Source organism: Halomonas sp., from assembly GCF_033549285.1.
Taxonomy (GTDB): domain Bacteria; phylum Pseudomonadota; class Gammaproteobacteria; order Pseudomonadales; family Halomonadaceae; genus Halomonas.
Genome location: NZ_JAWSUJ010000082.1, coordinates 1 through 19,481 on the forward strand (window position 1 = coordinate 1; position 19,481 = coordinate 19,481).

Below are 19,481 nucleotides of genomic sequence, written 5' to 3' on the forward strand. Positions count from 1 at the left end.
CAACCCGGTGGTGCTGCGCTACGGCTTCTCGCTGCTGATGCTGATGAACAAGCTGCGCGGCAACAATGCCATGCTGGATGACCTCGGCACGCGCCTGGCCCGCATCCAGGGCCAGGCCGAGCACTTCGGCGAGACCCACGAGAACGTCATCGCCAGCCTCGGCGAGGCCTACCAGGAAACCCTCTCGACCCTCAAGACCCGCATCGTCGTCCAGGGCGACCCCTCGCTGCTGCAGAGTCGCATGATGCCCGAGCGGGTGCGCGCCATCCTGCTTGCCGGCATCCGTTTCGCCCTGCTCTGGCACCAGCAGGGGGGGCGACGCTGGAAGCTGGTCTTCCAGCGCGGCGCCCTGAAGAAGACCCTCGACCAGCTGGGCTGACCCTTCCACTTCCCTTGACCGGAACCCGATCATGCAAGCCGCTTCCCTGCCCCTCTCCGCCCTGACCGCCCTCTCCCCCGTCGACGGCCGCTACGCCGGCAAGGCGGAGGCCCTGCGCGAACACTTCAGCGAGTTCGGCCTGATCCGCGCACGGGTCATCGTCGAGATCCGCTGGCTGCAGCGCCTCGCCGAGCACCCGCAGATCACCGAGGTGCCCAGGCTCTCCGCCGAGGCCACCGCCTTCCTCGAGGCGCTGCTGCGCGACTTCTCGCTGGAAGACGCCGCGCGCATCAAGGAGATCGAGCGCACCACCAACCACGACGTCAAGGCGGTGGAGTACTTCATCAAGGAGAAGATCGCCGACCAGCCCGAACTGCACGCCGTCACCGAGTTCGTGCACTTCGCCTGCACCAGCGAGGACATCAACAACCTCTCCCACGGCGTGATGCTGACCGACGGCCTGAAGAGCCTGCTGCCGGTGATGCACCGGGTGGCCGACGAGGTCGCCCGGCTCGCCCATGAGCACGCCGCCCAGCCGATGCTCTCGCGCACCCACGGCCAGACGGCGAGCCCCACCACCCTGGGCAAGGAGATGGCCAACGTCGCCTATCGCCTGCGCCGCCAGCTCGCGCAGACCGAGGGCGTCCAGATCCTGGGCAAGATCAACGGCGCGGTCGGCAACTACAATGCGCATCTCGCCACCTACCCGGAGGTGGACTGGGAAGCCAACGCCCGCACCTTCGTCGAGGGCCTGGGGCTGACCTTCAACCCCTTTACCACCCAGATCGAGCCCCATGACTACATCGCCGAGCTGTTCGATGCGGTGTGCCGCTTCAACACCATCCTCATCGACTTCGATCGCGACGTCTGGGGCTACATCTCGCTGGGCTACTTCAAGCAGAAGACCGTCGAGGGCGAGATCGGCTCCTCGACCATGCCCCACAAGGTCAATCCAATCGACTTCGAGAACTCCGAGGGCAACCTGGGGCTTGCCAACGCCATCCTCGGCCACCTGGCCCAGAAGCTGCCGATCTCCCGCTGGCAGCGCGACCTCACCGACTCCACGGTGCTGCGCAACCTGGGCGTCGGCCTGGCCTATGGCCTGATCGCCTACGAGGCCTCGCTCAAGGGCATCGGCAAGCTCGAGGCCAACCCGGCGCGCATCGCCGAGGACCTCGACGCCAGCTGGGAAGTGCTCGCCGAGCCGATCCAGACGGTGATGCGCCGCTACGGCATCGAGAAGCCCTACGAGAAGCTCAAGGAGCTGACCCGCGGCAAGCGCATCGACCAGACCGGCTTCGCCGCCTTTATCGACACCCTGGCGCTGCCTGACGAGGTGAAGGCGGAGCTCAAGGCCCTGAGCCCGGCGACCTATATCGGCAACGCCGAAGAGCAGGCGAGGAAGCTATGAACTCCGATGCGCCGCTGCCCATGCTGGGCGGCCTGACCGCCGCCGAGTTCCTGCGCGATGTCTGGCAGCAGAAGCCGCTGCTGATCCGCGGCGCTTTCCCCGACTTCCAGTGCCCGCTGGACCCGGACGAGCTGGCGGGGCTCGCCTGCGAGGAGGGCGTCGAGGCCCGCCTGGTGGAGGAGCACGGTGCCGAGGGCCCCTGGCAGGTCCACCACGGGCCCTTCGACGAGGCCACCTTCGCCCGGCTTCCCGAGCGCGACTGGACCCTGCTGGTGCAGGCCGTGGACCACTACGTGCCCGAGGTGGCCGAGCTGCTCGAGGCCTTCGACTTCCTGCCCCACTGGCGGCTCGACGACATCATGATCAGCTATGCCCCCCCGGGCGGCAGCGTCGGTCCCCACGTCGACCAGTACGACGTCTTCCTGCTCCAGGGCAGCGGCCGGCGCCGCTGGCAGCTGGGAGGGAAGGTCGACGACGATGCCCCCATCGTCGACGGCATCGACCTGCGCATCCTCGAGCGCTTCGAGGTGGCCCCAGGCGATGACTGGGTGCTCGAGCCGGGCGACATGCTCTACCTGCCGCCCGCCTGGGCCCACCATGGCGTCAGCCAGTCCGACGACTGCCTGACCCTCTCGGTGGGGTTTCGCGCCCCCTCCGCGGACGAGGCGATCACGTCCTTCGCCGACTATCTCGGCGAGCAGCTGCCGGCATCACGGCGCTACGCCGATGCCGGCATGACGCCGCCCGAGGACCCCACCGAGCTCGACGACGCCTCGGTGGCGCGCATGCGCCGCCTGATCCTGGAGACCCTGGACGACCCGGCCCAGCTGGCCCAGTGGTTCGGCCGCGTGATGACCCAGCCCAAGTACGTCGACCAGCTGGTCCCCACCGAGACCCCGACCGAGGCCGAGGAGCTTGTCGCCGCACTACAGGAGGGCGAAGAACTGGTGCGCAGTCCCGGTTCGCGCTTCGCCTGGCGGGCCCTGGACGACGACCGCGCGACCCTCTTCGCCGATGGTGACGGGCTGAACTGCGCTCTGCCCCTGGCCCGGCATGTGGCCTCCGACGCCCCGCTGGACGCCGAGGCGCTGGCCCTGCCCGGGGCCGACGCGCTGCTTGCCCGCCTGCTCGATATCGGCAGCCTCGGCTGGGCCGGGGACTTCGCTGAGGAGTGACGCCATGGACGCCACCATCGAGATTCGCGAAGGCGACTGGGCGGCACTCGGCGAGGCCGCCTCGGAGATCCGCCGGCTCGTCTTCATCGAGGAGCAGCGGGTGCCGCAGGAGGAGGAGTGGGACGGCCGCGACCCCGAGTGCCGCCACTTCCTGGCCCTGCACGACGACCTCCCCCTGGGCACCGCCCGGCTGCTGCCCGATGCCCATATCGGCAGGGTGGCCGTGCTCGCCCAGGCCCGCGGGCTGGGCATCGGCGCGGGCCTGATGCGGGCCGCCATCGAGGCCGCCCGCCGCGACGGCCATGCCAGCGTGGAACTCGCCGCCCAGACCCACGCCCTGGCGTTCTATGAGCACCTGGGCTTCGTGGCCTTCGGGGACGAGTTCCTCGATGCCGGTATTCCGCACCGCAATATGCGCCTTGACCTCGACGGTTGAGACACGACTCCCCCTCCCTTCCCGAGGAAATTCGACTACAGGAAAGGTCGCTCGTCGCCCCTTCCTGTAGTCGAGCTACAACGCCCTCTCCCCCCAAGGGTCAATTGCTGAAGCCCGTCGCCAGGGGCCATAGTGGCTGCCATGGCGAGGGTAAAACGGCTGTTTGCCTGCCGACCGACAGGATCAGGCAGATCGGCTGGCATACCCTCCCCGAGGTTCGACCAAGGCCGTAGAGACAAGCCCCGCCATCTGGTCGACCCTGAGAGCACTTCGCAGGTGCAGCATAAGGCATTGCCGAATGATGCAGCAGGCGACTCCAGCGGCCGCGACACCGGTTCCTTATCCGACATCGCGATCACGAGATTCCACTCCTGACCCGAAGGATGGCCCCATGACGACATTCAAAGACGAACTCAAGGCTCTGGCTCAACTGCGCGAAGCCCAGCAGGGCAAGTGGGACAACATCAACCCCGAGCATGCCGCCCGCATGCGCGTGCAGAACCGCTTCCAGACCGGCCTGGACATCGCCCGCTACACCGCCGGGATCATGCGCGAGGACATGGCGGCCTATGACGCCGACACCTCGCAGTACACCCAGTCGCTGGGCTGCTGGCACGGCTTCATCGGCCAGCAGAAGATGATCTCCGTCAAGAAGCACTTCGGCACCACCAAGCGCTCCTACCTCTACCTCTCCGGCTGGATGGTCGCCGCCCTGCGCTCCGAGTTCGGCCCCCTGCCCGACCAGTCCATGCACGAGAAGACCACCGTGCCGGGCCTGATCGAGGAGCTCTACACCTTCCTGCGCCAGGCCGATGCCTGGGAGCTCAACCACCTCTTCCGTGACCTGGACGAGGCCAAGAAGGCCGGTGACCAGGCGAAGGCCGACGAGGCCATGGCGAAGATCGACGGTTTCGAGACACACGTCGTGCCGATCATCGCCGACATCGATGCGGGTTTCGGCAACGCCGAGGCCACCTACCTGCTGGCCAAGAAGATGATCGAGGCCGGCGCCTGCTGCATCCAGATCGAGAACCAGGTCTCCGACGAGAAGCAGTGCGGCCACCAGGCCGGCAAGGTCACCGTGCCCCACGAGGACTTCATCGCCAAGATCAACGCCGTGCGCTATGCCTTCCTGGAACTCGGCGTCGAGGATGGGGTGATCGTGGCCCGCACCGACTCCCTGGGTGCCGGCCTGACCCAGAAGATCGCCGTGACCAACGAGCCGGGCGACCTGGGCGACCAGTACAACAGCTTCCTCGACGGCGACGAGATCGCCTCGGCCTCCGACATCAACAACGGCGACGTGGTGATCAAGCAGAAAGGCAAGCTGGTCAAGGTCAAGCGCCTGGCCTCCGGCCTCTACGAGTTCAAGCCGGGCACCGGCGAGGACCGCGTGGTGCTGGACTGCATCACCAGCCTGCAGAACGGTGCCGACCTGCTGTGGATCGAGACCGAGAAGCCCCACGTCGGCCAGATCGCCGGGATGGTCAACCGCATCCGCGAGGTCTGCCCGGACGCCAAGCTGGTCTACAACAACAGCCCGTCCTTCAACTGGACCCTGAACTTCCGCCAGCAGGTATTCGATGCCTGGGAGCAGGAAGGCAAGGATGTGTCCGAGTACGACCGTGCCGACCTGATGAACGCGAAGTACGACGACACCGAACTCGGCCGGCTGGCCGACGAGTGGACCCGCAACTTCCAGCGCGACGCCGCTCGCGAGGCCGGCATCTTCCACCACCTGATCACCCTGCCGACCTACCACACCGCGGCCCTCTCCACCGACAACCTGGCCAAGGGCTACTTCGGCGACGAGGGCATGCTGGCCTATGTGGCCGGGGTGCAGCGCAAGGAGATCCGCGAGGGCATCGCCACCGTCAAGCACCAGGACATGGCCGGCTCCAACATCGGTGACGACCACAAGGAGTTCTTCCACGGCGAGGCGGCACTCAAGGCCGGCGGCAAGGACAACACCATGAACCAGTTCGGCTGAGGCCGCAGGCAACGACCACTGGAACCCCTGGGGAGGCCGATTGGCCTCCCTTTTTTCATATTGTCGACCGCAAGCCGGCGCTACACTCGTGGCAGGAAGCCCGACGCGCTGGCCAAGCCGGTGTGCAATGGGTAGACTCGTTAAAGAACACCGTCCATTAACCTTTGGTCACCCTCCGGAGACCGAGTGTTCGTCGCGGACATCAAGGAGATCCTGCATGAAACGCCTTCTTCCCGTTCTGGCCATCGGCGTCCTGACCCTGGCCGGCTGTGCCAACACCGCCCCCTATTCGGGCAACGTCTACAGCGGCAACCAGGCCAAGTCGGCCCAGACCGTGACCTTCGGCACCATCACTGCCCTTCGCCAGGTGCAGATCCAGGCCGACAGCCGCGCCGGTGGCCTGCTCGGCTCCGGCGGCGGCGCCGTGATCGGCGGCATCCTCGGCAACCAGGTGGGCGGCGGCACCGGACGCCAGTTGGCCACCGTGGCCGGCGCTATCGGCGGTGCCGTGGTCGGTACCAAGGCCGAGGAAGCCACCAACCGCATCACCGCCTGGGAAATGGAGATCCGCCAGGACAATGGCCAGAACGTGGTCGTGGTCCAGAAGGCGGACCAGAACTTCCAGGTCGGCCAGCGCGTGCGCCTGATCGGCAGCGGCAGCAGCGTCAGCGTGGCGCCCTACTGAGGACGGTGCTGGGCGTCCCGGGATGAACGACCGGGCAAGTTGATCTACCGTCAACGAGGAAGGCCCGCGGAGCACTCCGCGGGCCTTCCTCGTTCCGGTCATGATCGGGGAGGACCGGGGACAGCCTCAGTGCAGGTCGACCTTGTTCATGGCCCAGCCGGCCAGCTTGGTGGCGACCAGCGCCACCACGCCGATCACGATCACCGTGAACAGCAGGTCCACGGGACGCACGATGAAGGTGGCGCCAAGCACCGCCAGGGCCGGACACCATACCCAGCGATCATCCTCGCTGCGCAGCACGGCAGGCAGCAGCGCATCGAGAATGCCGCTGACGGAGGCCTCCCAGCGCTTGAGGAACAGGTACAGGAAGACGGCGAAGGCGATCAGCCAGATCAGGGTCAGGGTCATGGCACTCTCCATGGAAGGGACGTTCGAAGGGAATCGGGAAATCGGACTCTGGCAAGGGTATCCCTGCCCGGTAGGCCACGCAACCGTCCGAAAGTCCCCCCGCGCGGGCCCGGAAAGGCGTGAATGCGACTCAGGCTCGGCCCTCACATCCTGAATTTCCTCCATGCCCCTGACAGTGGCTTGACTGCCGCGTTACCATGTCGCGCTACATGCACTCACCGAAAGGTTCATCAATGCAGATTGCGCAGAATTCCGTTGTCGCGTTCCACTACACCCTGACCAACGATGCAGGTGAAGTGCTGGACAGCTCGGAAGGCCGCGAGCCGCTGACCTACCTCCACGGCGCCGGCAACATCATTCCGGGCCTCGAGAAGCAGCTGGAAGGTCGCACCACCGGCGACAAGCTCCAGGCCAAGGTTTCCCCGGAAGAAGGCTACGGCGAAGTCCAGCCTCAGCTGGTTCAGGAAGTGCCGCGTGACGCCTTCCAGGGCGTCGACAGCGTCGAGCCCGGCATGCAGTTCCAGGCCCAGACCCAGGGCGGCCCGCTGATGGTCACGGTGACCAGCGTGGAAGGCGACACCGTCACCGTCGACGGCAACCACCCGCTCGCCGGCCAGTCCCTGAACTTCGACGTGGAGATCGCCGAGGTCCGCGAGGCCAGCGAGGAAGAGGTCGAGCACGGCCACGTGCACGGCGAGGGCGGCCACGAGCACTGAACGCTCGACCGACCGCAGCGGCCGCCGAGAGGTGCAGCCACGTTCAGGAGGGGCAGCCACTGGCTGCCCCTTCTTCGTTCAGGGCTACGAGGATGTCCGACGCTCCTGCTCGAAGGCCCGCAGGGTGCGGTGCCCGCCCCATAGCCGGGTGGCGGTGGTGATCAGGCAGGCCGCGCCGAAGACCCACGCCAGCAGCGCAAAATGCCCGGGAAACAGGCAGAAGAGCACGAAGGCCAGCACGGTCTCGGTGCCCTCGGTCAGGCCGTGCAGGTAGTAGAAGGCCTTCTGCTGGAAGCGCGGACGCTCCAGGCCGTGGCGCGTGGCCATGATGGCGAAGGCCAGGAAGGAGGTCCCGGTGCCGATGAAGGCGAACAGCAGGAAGGCCGCCGCCAAGGCATTGGCCGCCGGCTCAGCCAGGGCGAAGCCCAGCACCACCGCCGCGTAGAAGACGAAGTCCAGGCCGATGTCGAGAAAGCCCCCGGCATCGCTCACCTCCCCCGTCAGCCTGGCCAGGGCGCCATCCAGGCCATCTCCCAGGCGGTTGAGCAGGATGGCCACCAGCGCCGGCAGGTACCACCCCAGGGCCAGCAGCGGCAGGGCCAGCATCCCCATCAGGAAGGCAGCGACCGTCACCTGATCGGGACGCACCCGCCATCTCGCAAGGCCCCGCGCCAGGCGCGTCAGCGGTGCCTGGGTGAGGGGCATGGTCCAGCGATCGAACATTACTGCCCCCCTTTCCCGGTCGCTCCTTCAGCGTCTTGATCCGTGGTCTGCCCGGCCGATGGCGCGGCGGCGCTCTCGACCGACGGGCCGCGCCGCCAGGCGAAGTAGCGCTTAAGCCAGCCCAGCAGGCGTTCGGGCTTGTGGGCATTCTTCCACACCCCGGCCGTGGCCTTGACCGCCTCGCTGTGGGTCGGATAGGGATGGATGGTGCCCAGCAGCTTGTTGAGCCCGATACCGCGGGTCATCGCCAGGGTGAACTCGGCGAGCATCTCCCCGGCCCCCTGGCCGACGATGGTGGCGCCGAGGATCCGGTCACGGCCGGGCACGGTCAGCACCTTCACGAAGCCGCGGGTACTGCCCTCGGCGATGGCGCGATCCAACTCGCTCAGGGCGTAGCGGGTGACCTCGACCTCGACGCCCGCCGCGAGGGCCTCGCGCTCGTTGAGCCCGACCCGCGCCACCTCGGGGTCGGTGAAGGTGACTGCCGGCAGGGCCCGATAGCTCACCCGGAAGCGCTTGAGCTCGCCGAACAGCGCGTTCACCGTGGCATGCCAGGCCTGGTGGGCGCTGGCATGGGTCAGCTGGTAGGGGCCCGCCACGTCGCCGCAGGCCCAGACGTTGGGCAGCACGCTCTGCAGGGACTCGTCCACGGCCAGGGTGCCGTCGGGCCGGGTCTCGACACCGAGGGCCTCGAGGCCCAGCCCCTCGACGTTGGCCTGGCGCCCCACCGCCACCAGCAGGTGGGAGAAGGGCAGCCGCTCGATCAGCGCCTCGCCCTGGGCGTCATGCCGCTCGACCTCCAGCGCATGGCCACCGCCCTCCTCGGCCACCACCCGCAGCGCCCGGGTGCCGAGGTGGACCGCCAGGCCCTCCTCCCCCAGCCGTGCCTCGACCTCGGCGGCAACCTCCCGGTCTTCCCGGGGCAGCAGCTGGCCGCCCATCTCCACCAGCGCCACCCGGCTGCCCAGCCGGGCGAAGCTCTGGCCCAGCTCGCAGCCGATGGGGCCGCCGCCCAGCACCACCAGGCGCTCGGGCAGGGTCTCGAGCCGCCAGAGGTTGTCGGAGGTGAGCACCTCGATCGCCTCCAGGCCAGGCAGCGGCGGCACGCGGGGCCGCGCCCCGCTGGCGATGATCACATGGCGCGTGGTCAGCACCCGCTCGCCCGAGGCCTCGCGGATACGCACCCGCCAGGGATCCTCGAGGACGGCGTCGCCGGCGATCACCTCCACGCCGAGCCCCTCGTAGCGCTCGCGACTGTCGTGGGGCTCCACCTCGCGGATGGCGCGGTGGACATGGCCCATCACCGCGGCGAAGTCCACCTCGGGCGCCCCGGCGGAGACCCCGTAGCGCGGGGCCTCGCGGATCTCGCTGGCGACACGCGCGGCCCGGATCAACGCCTTGGAGGGCACGCAGCCGGTGTTGAGGCAGTCGCCACCCAGGCGGTCGCGCTCCACCAGCGCGACCCGGGCCTTGACCGCCGCGGCGATGTAGCTCGCGACCAGCCCGGCCGATCCGCCACCGATCACCACGATGTCCTGGTCGAAGTGGCGCGGGCGATCGAAGCGGCGGGCCAGCTGGCGGCGCTTGCCGACGGCCACCAGGGCACGGGCCAGCCAGGGAAAGAGGCCGATCAGCACGAAGGAGCCGATCAACCCAGGGGAGAGGACCCCGGAGAGCGATTCCAGGTTGCCGAGCTCGCGCCCCGCGTTCACGTAGACCGCCGTGCCCGGCAGCATGCCGACCTGGCTGACCCAGTAGAAGGTCCAGAGCCGCATGCGAGTCAGTCCCATCACCAGGTTGATGACGAAGAAGGGAAAGAGTGGGATCAGTCGCAGGGTGAAGAGATAGAAGGCCCCCTCGCGCTCGATGCCGGCATTGATGCGGGCGAGCTGGGTGGCAAAGCGTCGCTCCAGTGGGGCGCGCGCCAGGGTGCGGGCAACCAGCGCGGCCAGCGTGGCCCCGAGGGTGCTGGCGAAGGAGATCAGCAGCAGCCCCCAGCCGAAACCGAAGAGTGCCCCGCCGAGCAGGGTGAGCAGGGTCGCCCCGGGCAGCGATACCGCCGTGATGGCCACATAGATCAGGAAGAAGCCGCCGGCGACAGTCAGCGGTTCCGCGGCCAGCCAGGCCTGGAAGCGCGCCTGCTCGGCCTGCAGGTTGTCGAGGGTCAGGGCCTGATTGGCCCCGCTGAGAAAGTAGGCCGCGACCAGCAGGGCGATCACGGCCGCGAGTATCAGGCGTCGTCGAGTCAAGGGGGCACTCCCGTAGGTAAATGATAAGGATCGCCGCATGCGCGGCCGTCGAAGTCGCCCCTCTGTCGTTGTCGATGACGGTAACTTACGCGGAAGCGAACACAGTATCCTGAAAGGAACTGGGAGAATTGGGAACTCAAAGGTATCACGTCCCTCAAACCTGTGATCACTGACCCATGGAGCCCCAAGATGAGAGCCTTGTCCTTTCCTGCCTTTTGCCGGATGACCCTGCTTGCCTTGCCGGCCGCGATTGGCACCTTTGGCCTAGCCCAGGCCGATGAAGAGACCGCCAGTGCCGTCTTCGCCGGCGGCTGCTTCTGGTGCATGGAGGAAGCCTACGACAAGGTCGAAGGGGTACGGGCCACCACCTCCGGCTACAGCGGTGGCCACACCGAGGACCCGACCTATGACCAGGTAACGGCCGGCGGCACCGGCCATGCCGAGGTGGTCAAGGTCGACTACGACCCCGACCAGGTAGACTACGAGACCCTGCTCCACGTGTTCTGGCGCAACATCGACCCCCTCGCCGAGGACCGCCAGTTCTGCGACAAGGGCGCCTCCTACCGCAGCGCCATCTTCCCCATGGATGCCGAGCAGCGCGCGCTGGCCGAGGCCAGCCGGGATGCCGTCGCCGAGCGCTTCGACCAGCCCATCACCACCGAGATCAATGACTTCGAGGCCTTCTACCCGGCCGAGGACTACCACCAGGACTACTACCTCGAGAACCAGGTGCGCTATCGCTTCTACAAGTCGGGCTGCGGCCGCGTCGACCGGCTCGAGGAGGTCTGGGGCGACGAGGCCGGCGCCAATTCGGCCCCCTGATCCTCGCGACGTTCGCGCCGCCACAGCCAGCCGGCCAGCCCCAGGGTCACCGCCAGCATCAGCCAGGAGGCCAAGGCCACGCCCTGCCAGCCGGCGGCCCGCCAGAACGGCTCCAGCCAGAAGCCGCCCAGGCTGGCGCCGCTGTAGTAGAACACCAGGTAGAGCGCCGAGGCGCTGCCCCGCGCCGAGCGGGCCCGGCGCCCCACCCAGCTCGAGGCCATGGAGTGGGCCAGGAAGAACCCGAAGGCGTTGACGGTCAGCCCGGCGATGATCCAGCCAAGCGAGCCGGCCAGGGTCACCGCCGTACCGACGATCAGGATCAGGATCCCCAGCATCATGCAGGCCGGCTGCGACCAGCGCGCGGCCAGCCGTCCGGAGAGCGACGAGCCGAGGGTGCCGCCCAGGTAGGTCAAGAAGATCAGCCCCAGCACCCGGGTACCCAGCCCGAAGGGAGCATCGGCCAGCCGGAAGGTGATGTAGCTGTACTGGTTGATGAAGATCAGGAAGTTGAGGCCCCCGAGCAGGTAGGCGCCGAGCAGCAGCGGATTACGCAGGTGGCCGCCGAGGTCGGCCAGGGCGCCGCGCAGCTCGAAGCGGCGCGGCGTGAAGGCGCGGGAGGCGGGCAGCAGCTTCCAGAACAGCGCCAGCCCGACCAGCGTCATCGCCCCCACCGCCAGGAAGCTCGCCGGTGCCCCGCCGACCTCGGCCACGGCGCCGCCCACCACCCGGCCGCTGATGCCCCCCAGGGAGTTGGCGCCGATATAGAGCCCCACCGCCGAGAGCAGGGCCGGTCGCTCGAACTCATCGCCCATCCAGGCGATCGCCACCGCCGGCAGCCCGCCCAGCACGAAGCCCTGCAGGGCGCGCATCGCCAGCAGCGTCTCGAAGTTCGGCGCGAACGCCAGCCCCAGCGAGAGCAGACCGGCCGCCAGCAGGGTCAGGCGCATGATGGCGCCCCGGCCGATGGCATCCGAGAGCGGGCCGAACACCAGCAGCGAGGCGGCCAGCGCCAGGGTAGCGACCGACATCACCAGGCTGATGCCCAGCGTCGAGACCGCGAAGGTCTCGCGCAGCGCCGGCAGCAGCGGCTGTGGGGCATAGAGGTTGATGAAGACCAGAAAGGAGCCCAGGCACAGGGCCAGGGTCGCTCGCCACCAGGCGCGGGTATGTGCGGCGATCATGACGTCCTCCGACTTGGCAGGCCATGATCCACCGGCGAGAATGATAAGCCAAACAGAATATCCAGATCATCATCATCTGGTTTGCTTATGACTCGACTTCCGGAGCGCCGATGAGTCTGCCCTTCGACCTGCGCACCCTCAGGGTCTTCCTGGCCGTGGCCGACCAGGGGGCTTCACGGCCGCCGCCCGGACCCTCCACGTGGCGCAGTCGGCGGTCAGCCAGACCATCGCCGGTCTCGAGAAGGGCCTGGAGTTGCCGCTCTTCCACCGCCACGAGCGACGCATCGCCCTGACCCCGGAGGGCAGGGCCCTGGTTCCCCATGCCCGGGCGCTGCTCGAACGCGCCGAGGCCGCGCACCTCGCCATGCGCGAGCTGCACGGCCTGGTCAAGGGCGAGGTGCGCATCGGCATCCCCTCGATGCTCGGCTCCTACTACTTCCCGCCACTGCTGATGGGCTTCAAGGCCCGCCATCCCGGCATCCGGCTGACCGTGGTGGAGGCCGGTGCGCGACGCCTGCAGCGCATGATCGCCGAGGGCGAGCTGGACCTGGGGGTGGTGATCGACGACGACAGCAGCCGTCACCTGGAGCGGCGCCGCCTGGTGCGCGAGGAGATGGTGGTCTGCGTGCCGCGGGAGCACCCCTTCGCGAGGCGCGAAAGCGTCTCCGCCGAAGCCTTCTTCGGCGAGACCCTGGTGCTGTTCCAGGATGGCTACTTCCACCGCGAGTTCGTCGATGCCCTGGCGCGCGAGACCGGCACCACGGCCGACATCGCCTTCCAGTCGAACCTGATACCACTGACCAAGGCGATCGTCCGCCAGGGCTTCGGCATCACCACCTTCCTGCGGCGGGTGGTGGAGGAGCCGGAGCTCCGGGCCGTCTCCTTCGACCCGCCCGCCTGGCTTGACCTGTCGCTGGCCTGGGGACGTGGCGCCTACCTGTCGCGGGCCGAACAGGCCTTCCTGGACTTCGTGCTGGCCCACCGCGAGGTGCTCTAGCAGGCCCCGGCCCTCAGCCCTCGCCGGTCTCGCCCAGGCGCCGGGCCAGCAGGGTCGGCTCCAGGGTGCGCCTCGCCTGCCAGAAGTGGCGCTGCCAGTAGCGGTTGTCAAGCTCGGAGATCATCACGCCCCGTGAGGTGGAGGCGTGCAGGAAGCGGCCCTCGCCGACGTAGATGCCCACGTGGCGGTAGGTCCCGGGGGGACGGAAGAACACCAGGTCGCCGGGGCGCAGGGCATCACGCGCCACCTCGAGGCCGGCGCGCACCTGCTCCTCGGTGGTGCGCGGCAGGTCGAAGCGGAAGGTGTCGCTGAAGACGTTCTGCACCAGGGCCGAGCAGTCGATCCCGCGAAAGGAGCTGCCGCCCAGCCGGTAGGGGGTGCCGGCCCAACGCTCGTGCTGGGCCAGCAGGGCCCGGCGGATCACCGTCGGGGGCGGGTTGTGCAGGCCGCGGGCCTCCAGGATGGGATTGTCCACGGGGGACATCCGGGGGTCGGCGGGCATCCCCGGCAGGTCCCGGTCGAAGTAGCCGCCGACGGCCTGCTCCTCGACGCCGCCCGAGGCGGCACAGCCCGCCAGCAGCACCAGGGCTCCCCCCACGACCATGATACGACACACGCGTTTGACCAGCATCCTGCGACGACCTCGTTCCCTGAGCCGCACCCGTGCCGTCGACGCCCTGCGTCGCCCGGTCTGCGGATATTGTCGCTGTGGCAGTGTTGCCGGGAGCGGCCCGGTATCACTGCCAGAGCGGCCTGTCGGCGGCTCGCTGCCTGGCAAAGGCTCCCGACAGGAGGAGCCATGTCATCAATCTCAGTGACTATAAACCATACTTTCTTATCACGGCGAGCCCTCAGTGCAGGGTACGGCTGTCGCCCGGCAGCGTATCGATATGCAGCGGCGCCCAGTGGCGCGGCCGCGCCCCGGGAAAGTCGAGGCTCGCCCAGGCCCCCGCCAGGGGCGGCGCCCCCGAGAGCCAGGCCACCAGGGCCTGGCGGAAGCCCGCCAGGAAGCTCTCGCGCTCCGGGGTCTCGCCCATGAAGAACGAGAAGCCGGCGTGCAGGCCGCGGGCATACTCCTCCCAGCCCGCATAGTGCTCGGCGGCAAGGCCATGGGCTCGCTCGAGCAGGTCGAAGAACGCCGCCTCGCCGAGCCACCCCAGCTGGCGGCCGGCGATGGCCAGGTCCACGGCCTGGGCAATGTCCCAGGCCGCCAGGTCGACCTCATTGCAGCCGTCCTCGTTGTTCCTGACCCGTTGCAGGCGCAACAGGTGAGCGCCCTCCTCCTCGCTGCACTCGCCGCTCTCCAGGGTGGCGATCTCGGAAGCCAGCCGCCCATGGTTGAGCGTGTAGGGAGCATAGTTGATCTGGTACTCCTGCCGATCGCCGGCCTCGATCAGGTACTCGAGGAACTCGGCCAGTTCCGCCTCCCCGTGGAGGGCATAATGCCCATCGACCCAGTCGCGGATGGCCGCGCACTCGCGCTCGCTCTCCGGCTGCGGCAGACTCCAGGCCGGACTGTTGAGCGGCCCGACCAGCGCCATGGCGGTGAAGTGGGCAAGCGTCGGTCGCGGTCCGGGCTCGAGCCAGGCCCCGCCGCGCCAGTCGAGCCAGTGGAAGAGGCTCCCGGGGTCCTCCAGATGCCAGCGGATCTCGGCGAGCATGGGGGGCTGGTCGGGCTCGGGAAGCAGGCTCTCCCAGTGGGCCCAGGCCTTCAGCAGGCGACGGGCATCGGGATAGAAGCGACACAGCGAGCCCTGCAGGGCCTCGGCCAGGCCGGCCAGGCGGGTCGCGTCGAACACCCCGCTGTCCATGGCCATCTGCAGGTGAAAGGCGAACTTTTCTGCCATATGGATGGTCGCGGCGTGGCGGCTCGCCTGCCGGAGGGCATCGCGGCTCGCCAACTCGTCCGGGACCGGGTGGCCGAAGGGGGTCTCGGCCGGCGGCAGGGCACCGTGGGCGGCATCCGCCGCCAGCTGGTTGAGGTGGTGGGCCTGGGCCGGCAGCCAGTAGCGGGAGAGCGCCTCGACGCCTTCGTCGGCATGCAGGTCGAGTGTCTCGACCAGGTAGCGGCGCGCCTCCTCGCGCCGCGCGACTGGCAGCTCGGCCACTGGCCCCTGGCGGGCGGCGAACTCGGGCTCGCGCACCGCGGCCAGCGCCAGCGTCCAGTGACGGGGGTCGCCACGCCAGGCGCGCAGGGCATCGCGCGAGGCTGCGATGAGCTCCTCCGGCACCAGCCCCTGCAGGGCCGGACGCCAGGGACTCACCGGCGAGTGCAGCAGCAGCGCCCAGTCCGCCTGGAGGGCGGGCAGCAGGTTGCGCCCCTCGAACAGGCTGCGCCCCCGCTGGTAGGCGCGGGCCAGGGCCGCCCAGTCGCTGTAGCGGCGCAGCGCCAGGTCGGCGCCGTGGACGGCGAAGTCGCGGGCCTCCTGCGCCTCGAGCCAGCCCAGGCAGGCGCCGGCCCAGGCCAGGTCGATCAGCCGCAACCAGTCCCAGGCGGCCCACTCCAGCGGCTCGCCCTGATCGAGGAAGCCCATCAGCACCCGGCCGTAGTCGCGCTCTGTGCCGGCCAGGGCCTCCTGCCACTGCCGGCGCACCCCGGCGTCCGCCTCGAGCAGGCGTCCGGCATCCAGGTCCCAGGCCTGACGATCGCCCTGGGAGGCCAGCCACAGCAGGCTGCGTACCAGGTCCTCGCGGCTGCGGACCTCCCAGGCCTCCTCCAGCCAGGCCGCCAGCCCCTGCCAGTCCTGGGGGCCGGCGGGCAGCTCGACGACCGGCGAGAAGGCGGCGCGCAGCCGCCAGACCTGATCCTCGGGGGAAGTCGGCCAGAGCGCGAGCGGCGTGGCATGGGTGGCCAGCCACTCCTGCAGCATTTCCCAGGTCACGCCCTCCCCGTCGTACTCCAGGGCCGAGAGGGCCTCGCAGGCCTCGAAGAAGCCGTCGTCGCCGCGCACCCAACCCTCGGCACTGCGGGCATGCAGCAGCGCCTCAAGCCAGGCATCGAGGCTCGCGTGGTGGGCGCTGACCTCCTCGGCGAGCCGCTGGGCCCAGGCCCGGGCGCGCGCCTCCCCGAGCCAGCCCGCCGCACCGCCCAGGGCGATGACTTCCAGGCCGGCCAGCAGCCTGGCCGGGTCGACGCCGGCGCCCCCCGCGCCCAGGGCCTCCAGCAGGCACCAGGCCAGTTCGCCACGGTCGGCCACCCCGAGGGCGGCCAGCCGCTCGACGGCCGCATCGGCCTCCACCGTCAGGGGATCGGGCGTGAAGGCCCAGTCACACAGCACCAGCTGCTGGGCCCACCAGGCATTCAGGGGATCGACCAAGGCTCACCTCGCCATAAATCCGGAACAGGAACGTGCCGCGCCGCCTACCGCGGCGAGTCGGCGCCATAGTGTAGCGGAAAGCGTTGCCGGCGCCGATGGCCGAATGGCCAGCGGCCGCGAAAACGGGCGACACCGGGGCTTGGCGACTTGTTTTAAATAATGCACACTCGTCCAACATGATGACCACCCCCGACGAGGAGCCCCCATGCCCGCGGAACCCCAGCTGCTGATCGACAAGGCCTACGTGGCCGGCCAGTGGCGCGAAGGCGCGCGCCGCTTCGCCGTGACCAACCCCGCCACCGGCGAGACCCTGGCCGAGGTCCCGGACCTCGACGCCGAGGAGGCCCGCGAGGCCGTCGCTGCCGCGGCGGACGCCTGGCCGGCCTGGAAGCGGCGCACCGCCAAGGAGCGCGCCGCCCTGCTGCGCGCCTGGTTCGAGGCCATCATGACCCACCAGGAAGCCCTGGCGCGGCTGATGACCCTGGAACAGGGCAAGCCGCTGGCCGAGGCTCGCGGCGAGGTGGCCTACGGCGCCTCCTTCGTGGAGTACTACGCCGAGGAGGCCAAGCGCGTCGCCGGCGAGACCCTGCCCAGCCACGGCGTGGACAAGCGCATCCTGGTGTTCCGCGAGCCGATCGGCGTGGTGGCGGCCATCACCCCCTGGAACTTCCCGCTGGCGATGATCACCCGCAAGTGCGCCCCGGCCCTGGCCGCCGGCTGCCCGGTGGTGATCAAGCCCGCCGAGGCCACCCCGCTCACTGCCCTGGCCCTGGTGAAGCTCGCCGAGGAGGTCGGCTTCCCGGCCGGGGTGATCAACGTCGTCACCGCCTCCCGGCCGGCCGAGATCGGCGAGGTGCTGACCACCGACCCGCGGGTGCGCAAGATCTCCTTCACCGGCTCCACCCCCGTGGGCAAGCGGCTGCTTTCCCAGTGCGCCGGCACCGTCAAGAAGGCCTCCATGGAGCTGGGCGGCAACGCGCCCTTCATCGTCTTCGACGACGCCGACCTGGATGCCGCCGTCGAGGGGGCGGTGGCCTCCAAGTACCGCAACTCCGGGCAGACCTGCGTCTGCACCAACCGCCTGCTGGTCCAGGCCGGGGTCTACGAGGCCTTCCTGGAGAAGCTGGCCGCCCGGGTGGCCCGGCTCGAGGTCGGCAACGGCCTCGACGAGGGCGTGGTGCAGGGCCCGCTGATCAACGCCGCCGCCGTGGAGAAGGTGCAGAGCCACGTGCGCGATGCCCTGGACAAGGGCGGCCGGCTGGTCTGCGGCGGCGAGCCCCACGCGCTGGGCGGCACCTTCTTCCAGCCGACGATCATCGCCGACGTGACCACCGAGATGAAGGTCGCCACCGAGGAGACCTTCGGCCCCCTGGCGCCGGTGTTCCGCTTCGAGACCGAGGAGGAGGCCATCGCCATGGCCAACGCCACCGAGTTCGGCCTCGCCGCCTACTTCTATGCCCGTGACTATCGCCGTATCTGGCATGTCATGGAGGGGCTGGAGTATGGCATGGTGGCCGTGAACGAAGGCATTCTCTCCACCGAGCTTGCCCCTTTCGGTGGGGTCAAGGAGTCAGGGCTGGGACGCGAGGGGTCGCGCCACGGCCTGGATGAGTACACTGAACTAAAATACGTCTGTGTCGGCGGCCTGTGATCGCCCGCAACGTCTTACCAAGGAGGCAGGATCCATGAACAACGCACAGCTCAACGAACTCAAGCAGCGCTACGTGGCCAGCGGCGCCGCCAGCCCGGCCACCCAGTTTGCCGACCGCGCCGAGAACGCCCTGGTGTGGGACGCCGACGGTAACCGCATCATCGATTTCGCCGGCGGCATCGGCGTGCTCAACATCGGCCACCGTCATCCCAAGGTGGTCCAGGCGGTCAAGGACCAGCTCGACAAGGTGATGCACACCTGCCAGACCGTGATGCCCTACGAGGGTTACGTGAAGGTGGCCGAGAAGCTCAGCCAGGTCACCCCGGTCCGCGGCCACGCCAAGGTGATGCTGGCCAACTCCGGGGCCGAGGCGCTGGAGAACGCCGTCAAGGTCGCCCGTGCCGCTACCGGCAAGAACAACGTGATCTGCTTCGACGGCGGCTACCACGGCCGTACCTTCATGACCATGGCCATGAACGGCAAGGTCGCGCCCTACGCCACCGACTTCGGCTCCATGCCGGGCAACGTCTTCCGCGCCCCCTACCCGGTGCCCTACCACGGGGTCAGCGAGGACGAGGCGCTGCGCGGACTGAAGATGGCACTCAAGACCGACGCCAACCCGCGCGACACCGCGGCCATCGTGCTGGAGCCGGTACTCGGCGAGGGCGGCTTCTATCCGGCGCCGGCGAGCTTCCTCAAGGCGATCCGCGAGATCTGTGACGAGCACGGCATGCTGATGATCGTCGACGAGGTGCAGTCCGGCTTCGGGCGCACCGGCAAGATGTTCGCTATCGAGCACAGCGGCGTCGAGCCCGACATCATCACCATGGCCAAGAGCATGGCCGACGGCATGCCGATCTCGGCGGTGGTCGGTACCGACAAGCACATGGACGCCTCCGGCGCCAACTCCCTGGGCGGCACCTACACCGGCAGCCCGGTCTCCTGCGCCGCCACCCTGGCGGTACTCGAGGTCTTCGAGCAGGAGAACATCCTCGAGAAGAGCCAGGCGCTCGGCGACAAGCTGGCCAAGCGCTTCGCCCAGTGGCAGCAGACGTTCGACTGCGTCGACAACGGCCGCAACATGGGCGCCATGGCGGCCATCGACCTCGTCTCCGACAAGGCCAACCACACCCCGATCGACCTCGTCTCCGACAAGGCCAACCACACCCCGGATGCCGACCTGGCCGGCGCGCTGTGCAAGAAGGCCCGCGAGAAGGGGCTGATCCTGCTCTCCTGCGGCCTCTACGGCAACACCATCCGCTTCCTGATGCCGGTCACCATCGAGGACGAGGTGCTCGAGGAAGGCCTCGCCATCGTCGAGGAGTCCCTCAAGGAGCTGGT

General features: G+C 68.9%; 16 protein-coding genes and 1 pseudogene. 11 read left to right on the forward strand and 6 right to left on the reverse strand.

Annotated elements, in window-relative coordinates; all coding sequences use genetic code 11:
• From SCI24_RS15995 to SCI24_RS16020, 6 genes are all read left to right on the forward strand, one after another.
• On the forward strand, nucleotides 1-379 hold a 379-nt coding region (locus SCI24_RS15995), incomplete at its 5' end, for a lysogenization protein HflD (RefSeq protein WP_318726324.1).
• A gap of 46 nt (nucleotides 380-425) precedes the next feature.
• Nucleotides 426-1,790: an adenylosuccinate lyase gene (gene purB, locus SCI24_RS16000; protein WP_318726337.1), complete on the forward strand. Its 1,365-nt coding sequence runs from the start codon at nucleotides 426-428 to the stop codon at nucleotides 1,788-1,790.
• Nucleotides 1,787-2,965 carry a cupin domain-containing protein gene (locus tag SCI24_RS16005; RefSeq protein WP_318726325.1) on the forward strand — a complete coding sequence of 393 codons (1,179 nt, stop codon included), beginning with the start codon at nucleotides 1,787-1,789 and terminating at the stop codon, nucleotides 2,963-2,965. Before purB ends, SCI24_RS16005 begins: the two co-directional genes overlap by 4 nt.
• Nucleotides 2,966-2,969: 4 nt before the next feature.
• Entirely contained in the window at nucleotides 2,970-3,401 is a 432-nt protein-coding gene (locus SCI24_RS16010) for a GNAT family N-acetyltransferase (RefSeq protein ID WP_318726326.1), read from the forward strand.
• A gap of 391 nt (nucleotides 3,402-3,792) precedes the next feature.
• On the forward strand, nucleotides 3,793-5,391 hold the full coding sequence (locus SCI24_RS16015; RefSeq protein WP_318726327.1) for an isocitrate lyase: 1,599 nt from the start codon (nucleotides 3,793-3,795) through the stop codon (nucleotides 5,389-5,391).
• Nucleotides 5,392-5,608: 217 nt separating this feature from the next.
• Nucleotides 5,609-6,076, forward strand: coding sequence for a glycine zipper 2TM domain-containing protein (locus tag SCI24_RS16020; protein ID WP_318726328.1), 468 nt, complete (start codon nucleotides 5,609-5,611; stop codon nucleotides 6,074-6,076).
• A gap of 126 nt (nucleotides 6,077-6,202) precedes the next feature.
• Here SCI24_RS16020 and SCI24_RS16025 read toward each other — a convergent pair whose 3' ends face one another.
• Nucleotides 6,203-6,484, reverse strand: coding sequence for a hypothetical protein (locus SCI24_RS16025; protein ID WP_278031347.1), 282 nt, complete (start codon nucleotides 6,482-6,484; stop codon nucleotides 6,203-6,205).
• 233 nt (nucleotides 6,485-6,717) lie between these two features.
• Between SCI24_RS16025 and SCI24_RS16030 the strand changes: the two genes are divergently transcribed.
• Nucleotides 6,718-7,200, forward strand: a complete 483-nt coding sequence (locus tag SCI24_RS16030; protein WP_318726329.1) for a peptidylprolyl isomerase — start codon at nucleotides 6,718-6,720, stop codon at nucleotides 7,198-7,200.
• An 84-nt stretch (nucleotides 7,201-7,284) separates the two neighbouring features.
• On the opposite strand, the gene SCI24_RS16035 is transcribed toward SCI24_RS16030, so the two are convergent.
• Together SCI24_RS16035 and SCI24_RS16040 are read right to left on the reverse strand one after the other, a co-directional pair.
• A complete protein-coding gene (locus SCI24_RS16035) occupies nucleotides 7,285-7,923 on the reverse strand; it encodes a CDP-alcohol phosphatidyltransferase family protein (protein WP_318726330.1) in 639 nt (212 codons plus the stop codon).
• Nucleotides 7,923-10,172, reverse strand: a complete 2,250-nt coding sequence (locus SCI24_RS16040; RefSeq protein WP_318726331.1) for an FAD-dependent oxidoreductase — start codon at nucleotides 10,170-10,172, stop codon at nucleotides 7,923-7,925. The genes SCI24_RS16035 and SCI24_RS16040 overlap by 1 nt, the downstream gene beginning before the upstream one ends.
• A 189-nt stretch (nucleotides 10,173-10,361) precedes the next feature.
• Between SCI24_RS16040 and msrA the strand changes: the two genes are divergently transcribed.
• Entirely contained in the window at nucleotides 10,362-10,994 is a 633-nt protein-coding gene (msrA, locus tag SCI24_RS16045; protein ID WP_412929997.1) for a peptide-methionine (S)-S-oxide reductase MsrA, read from the forward strand.
• On the opposite strand, the gene SCI24_RS16050 is transcribed toward msrA, so the two are convergent.
• Complete coding sequence (locus SCI24_RS16050) at nucleotides 10,916-12,175, reverse strand: MFS transporter (RefSeq protein WP_318726332.1); 1,260 nt, start codon at nucleotides 12,173-12,175, stop codon at nucleotides 10,916-10,918. The two genes, msrA and SCI24_RS16050, sit on opposite strands and share 79 nt — an antisense overlap.
• Before the next feature lie 110 nt (nucleotides 12,176-12,285).
• Between SCI24_RS16050 and SCI24_RS16055 the strand changes: the two are divergent.
• Nucleotides 12,286-13,172 (forward strand): annotated as a pseudogene (locus SCI24_RS16055) (LysR family transcriptional regulator).
• 13 nt (nucleotides 13,173-13,185) lie between these two features.
• Here SCI24_RS16055 and SCI24_RS16060 read toward each other — a convergent pair.
• Together SCI24_RS16060 and SCI24_RS16065 are read right to left on the reverse strand one after the other, a co-directional pair.
• On the reverse strand, nucleotides 13,186-13,803 hold the full coding sequence (locus tag SCI24_RS16060; RefSeq protein WP_318726333.1) for an NlpC/P60 family protein: 618 nt from the start codon (nucleotides 13,801-13,803) through the stop codon (nucleotides 13,186-13,188).
• Nucleotides 13,804-14,023: 220 nt separating this feature from the next.
• Nucleotides 14,024-16,489 (reverse strand): DUF1266 domain-containing protein, encoded by a 2,466-nt coding sequence (locus SCI24_RS16065; RefSeq protein ID WP_318726334.1) that lies wholly within the window; start codon nucleotides 16,487-16,489, stop codon nucleotides 14,024-14,026.
• 205 nt (nucleotides 16,490-16,694) lie between these two features.
• Between SCI24_RS16065 and SCI24_RS16070 the strand changes: the two genes are divergently transcribed.
• Nucleotides 16,695-18,140 carry an NAD-dependent succinate-semialdehyde dehydrogenase gene (locus tag SCI24_RS16070; protein ID WP_318726335.1) on the forward strand — a complete coding sequence of 482 codons (1,446 nt, stop codon included), beginning with the start codon at nucleotides 16,695-16,697 and terminating at the stop codon, nucleotides 18,138-18,140.
• 34 nt (nucleotides 18,141-18,174) lie between these two features.
• Nucleotides 18,175-19,481 (forward strand): aspartate aminotransferase family protein (locus SCI24_RS16075; RefSeq protein WP_318726336.1); only part of this gene is annotated, 1,307 nt, incomplete at its 3' end.